This is a genomic window from Endozoicomonas ascidiicola (assembly GCF_001646945.1).
Lineage (GTDB): Bacteria > Pseudomonadota > Gammaproteobacteria > Pseudomonadales > Endozoicomonadaceae > Endozoicomonas > Endozoicomonas ascidiicola.
In genome coordinates this window covers 1-1,625 of record NZ_LUTV01000031.1, presented here as the reverse complement: position 1 = coordinate 1,625, position 1,625 = coordinate 1, and the positions used below count along the sequence as shown (strand labels likewise).

Below are 1,625 nucleotides of genomic sequence, written 5' to 3'. Positions count from 1 at the left end.
ATAGGCTGAAGATTTTATCAGGCATCTTTGCCCTTGAAATCTGTGCCTATGCCGTTATGTCCAATCACTATCATGTCATTCTTCATATTAACCGCGAACAAGCCGAGTCCTGGAACACAAAAGAGGTGCTGTCCCGCTGGACTCAGTTATTCTCTGGTCCTGTACTTGTTCAGCGTTATCTGGCAGGTGCAATTATGGATAAAGGAAGTCTGCTAAAGGTTGAAGAATTTTCAGAAGAATACCGCCATCGTTTAAAAGACATTAGCTGGTTCATGAGGTGCCTGAACGAGCACCTTGTCCGTGAAGCGAATAAGGAAGATGGTTGCAAAGGCCGCTTCTGGGAAGGTCGTTACAAAAGCCAGGCTTTACTTGATGAAGCCGCACTCCTTACTTGTATGGCTTATGTAGACTTTAACCCTGTCAGAGCTAAAATGGCTAAAATTCCTAAAGACTCTGAATATACCTCCATAAAAGAACGAGCCGATACCTATTCAAGTCATCAAAAGAAAAAACAGCCCCGCTGCCTCAAACCTTTTAAAGCTCCCGGGCAAAATCCGGATAAAGCACTGCCTTATACTCTTGCTTGTTATTTTGAACTGGTGGACTGGTTTGGTCGTATTATTCACAAAGGAAAGAGAGGAAAGATAGAAGGCGATGTCCCTTGTGTGCTTGATCGTTTGGGGATTGATCCGGAAGAGTGGCTGAACTATTACAGCTGAACACCATGCGCTGGAATAACCGCTTCCGTCGGGCTGTAGGAAAACTCTCATCTCTTAGAGATTATGCCAGCCAGATCGGGATGCAGTGGCTTCATGGTGTTACACCGAGCATTAGCCTATTTCAAACCTGATGCTCAACTTAATCCTTCTATATAACACGCTCAATTTCGGGCAGTGCCTCTCTATATCTGAAGTTGATCGATTTTCCTTCTGACCACACTAATCACTCTCATTAACACCAGCCTGTATTCTTTCTTTAGCAAACTCTTATAGTCCTTTGTGGTACGGTGAACCAAGCTGGATCTATCTGCCAAAGTAGACATTTAGTTTATGGCTGTCCTGTTCTACTCGTTGCGTCTGCATACTAAAGCAAAACGGAATCCGTCACTGTGGTTCAGCAGAAGTCGCAGGCAAATGGCTGGTACTCCAAAGCAGTGGCTGGAACACCACAGGAGGCTGTTATCTCGCTATTTCTGGCGAATATCTACTTCCATTATGTTTTGGATTTATGGGCCTTCGCCCGCATCCCATCATGCGAAAGTGTGTCTGATTTGTCGTAGGAGCCGTATGCATTATTAGTGCACGTACGGATCTGTGCCGGAGGGGTGACAAGCTTGTGCTTTTAGAAGCAAAAGTGAGTCAACCCTTTACGGCGATTAAAAATATCGTTGTAAATTAAGATGTAATCTATGGATGTCCTTTATATTTTTCATCTGTCACCGATAACAACTCTAATACTCTCCTCTCCTCTACACTTCAAGCCTTAACATAAAGAGCTTTACAATATGGAACCCAGTAGCCGTGGTAATTCGTCAAAAATAAAGGAGTTGAAGGACTCAGGCTACTCGACGATGAGTGTAACGTGGGAGAAGGAGGGCGCAGTGTGGAAGCGAAAAGTCACTTCAA

The 1,625-nt window shown here is 44.2% G+C and carries 1 protein-coding gene; it reads left to right on the top strand.

Annotation, left to right across the window (positions count from 1 at the left end; all coding sequences use genetic code 11):
- Positions 1 to 719, top strand: a 719-nt coding sequence (locus AKL11_RS26385; RefSeq protein WP_253705294.1) for a transposase, incomplete at its 5' end; no start/stop codon positions are given.
- Positions 720 to 1,625 lie beyond the last annotated feature (906 nt).